Below are 2,513 nucleotides of genomic sequence, written 5' to 3'. Positions count from 1 at the left end.
GGGGAAGATGATATGCGTAGGCTCGGCACTCAACGCCTTGCCGTCTTTCGACGGTAGGTTTTCAAGAGCCTGCCCCCGAACCGTGCTTACATGTCTCCATGTACACGGCTCTCCATTGGATTCACTCAACTTAGTGTTCATTGGTCTGAATTTTATAATTACAAGATTCGCAAACGGCTAATGTCTTACGGTTTTGTTTTATCAGTTTTGCATTCCATGGCGTATCTCCTTTCAGTTGGCGAAGATTACGCACATGGTGCATAGTGATATTACCGTTTGACCCACATAATTCACAAACTCCTTCTTTCAACCTTTCCATAAGGCTAAGTTTCGGAATGTGCCATGTGTTGGGAATAATATCTATAAGACTATTCCTGTAAGCAGTTTTTCTTTTGAAGCCTCCATCATAGAATATTCTGTATTTGGTTGCGCCTTTAGCGTCTTTAAAGGGTACAATAAACTTCTTATCACGCAGAAATTTAAGTTTGGCTTGTACCATTGTCAGATTTAGCTTCTGGGCAATCGTTTTATACATACTGTATTCCATTATGTATCCGAATGAGTTCCCAATATCGGAGATATTATTGGCAATGGCATAATAGTTATAGAATCCTCTTATTTCGGTATTATATTGAGCTACTATGTCTTCAACCTTCTTTCCAATCATAAAGGCACGTGGTTTGGGTTTCCAAACCGTCTTTTTCCGTTCTTGGGACATCCTTAAAGCATCATATTCCAAAAGCTTGTTTTTTGCTGTATCCATGTTTACATGCAGCATGACTGAACCTTTTCCGAAGCGTCTTATCACACCTTTACTATCCTTATGCCTAAAGCTACAGTCACGGACAAATATTTCGTACCCTAAGAATTTAGCTTTATCGTGTGCGTTTGTTATCAGGGTCTTTTCTTCTGAAAGTTCCAATCTTAGCTTTTCTGCCATGAATTTGGCAATGTCCGCCTTGATTGTAATGCACTCGGTTTTACTTCCGATAATTCCAATTAAGAAATCATCAGCGTATCTAACGTACTGGATTCGTCTGTATTCTGTATCCATTGGTTCTTGACAGGTTGTTGCGAAGGTTTGTGCCAACGTTTCTTTTATCTCTGCTATCATTTTATCCCTCACGGATTCATCCGTTATTGATTTCAGCTTCTTTGCAAGTCTTGTTTTCTTGTTATTGAGTCTACGGTATTCCAAACTTATTCGTCTTCTTTCACCTTTATTGAATTTTTCAGCATATTCCTTGATGTATTTGTCGAATCTGTCAAGATAGATATTAGCCAGTATGGGACTGATAATACCGCCTTGAGGTGTTCCACTATACGTGTTTTGGAATCGCCATCGTTCAATATATCCAGCTTTCAGAAATTTTCTAATTAAGCGCAAGAAACGCTCGTCGCTTATACGCTCTTTTAGAGTATCCACAAGAATGTCGTGGTTGATGTTGTCGAAGAATCCTTTTATATCTCCTTCGATAAACCACTTAACGCCTGTGAACTTTTCTTGAACTTGTGTGAGAGCGGTATGGCAGCTCCGATGTGGACGAAAGCCATGTGAGGTGTATTCAAAGTGTTCCTCATATATGGCTTCCAGTATCATTCGGATAACTTCCTGTACTAGTTTATCCTCAAAAGAAGGAATACCCAAAGGTCTTTCTTTTCCATTCTTTTTTGGAATGTACACTCTTCTTGCTGGTTTAGGCTGATAAGCCTCTGTTTTGAGACTCTCAATAAGTTTTTCTATTCGTTGAATGCTCATTTGGTCGACAGTTTTTCCATCTGTACCGGGTGTCATATTACCTTGTTTGGCATATATGCGTTGGTATGCGACAGAGAACATATCTTCATTGAATAGAATCCGATACAGCCGTTCATACTTATAACTTGAAACAGAACTATGTTTCACTAAATTGTTTAATATTGTCTCTGGATTTCTCATGTCTCTCACATTATCTTTTGATTATATTAAAGTAATCCAACTGTTCCCCTTTGCCATGTACAAGGCTTTCCCTTGCTCAGACTACTATGGGAACTCCGTTGCCATGTCAGATATTCAGGAGCTATTCTCCATAGCCTTGCGGCGTTCTGATTTAGGCAATCCCCATTTAGATAAGTAATAACTATTTGCTTGACAAATTGTCGGATGCGATTTCCGTCCATTAATCCGCTTATTGCGGTTGTTTCGTAGTTAGTTCTTTTGCTCTGAACGTAACGGTACTCCGTCAGAGAACTACGACATGACGTTTGTAGTTGCCTTCCGTCATTGCTCGCTAAGGTGCAACAGGACTGTCGTTTAACCAATTCGGGCTTCATCCTTATATTTGTCTTTCCACCTTGCCATTCAGTCGCAGCTTGGCAACTGGCTGACTTATGACTTTTCCGACATGCTATGCTCCCTTTTGGGTTTCTCCTCCAGATAAGCCGGATGGTGGTAGGTCTCATTTGAACTCTAACCTAATCTCTTGCAAAGGAGATATTTATTACTCACCCTTATGGGCGCACACCGTCTTGGC

Annotated in this window: 1 protein-coding gene; it reads right to left on the bottom strand. The window is 40.2% G+C overall.

Going from position 1 to position 2,513, the window contains the following annotated elements:
- Positions 1-130: 130 nt before the first annotated feature.
- Positions 131-1,939: a group II intron reverse transcriptase/maturase gene (ltrA, locus tag HMPREF2794_RS23525; RefSeq protein WP_070752858.1), complete on the bottom strand. Its 1,809-nt coding sequence runs from the start codon at positions 1,937-1,939 to the stop codon at positions 131-133.
- Between the last annotated feature and the right edge of the window lie 574 nt (positions 1,940-2,513).

The sequence above is a fragment of the Bacteroides sp. HMSC067B03 genome, assembly GCF_001811315.1.
Taxonomy (GTDB): Bacteria; Bacteroidota; Bacteroidia; order Bacteroidales; family Bacteroidaceae; genus Bacteroides; species Bacteroides faecis.
The sequence above is the reverse complement of the archived record's forward strand: the minus strand, read 5'-3'. Positions and strand labels throughout refer to the sequence as shown.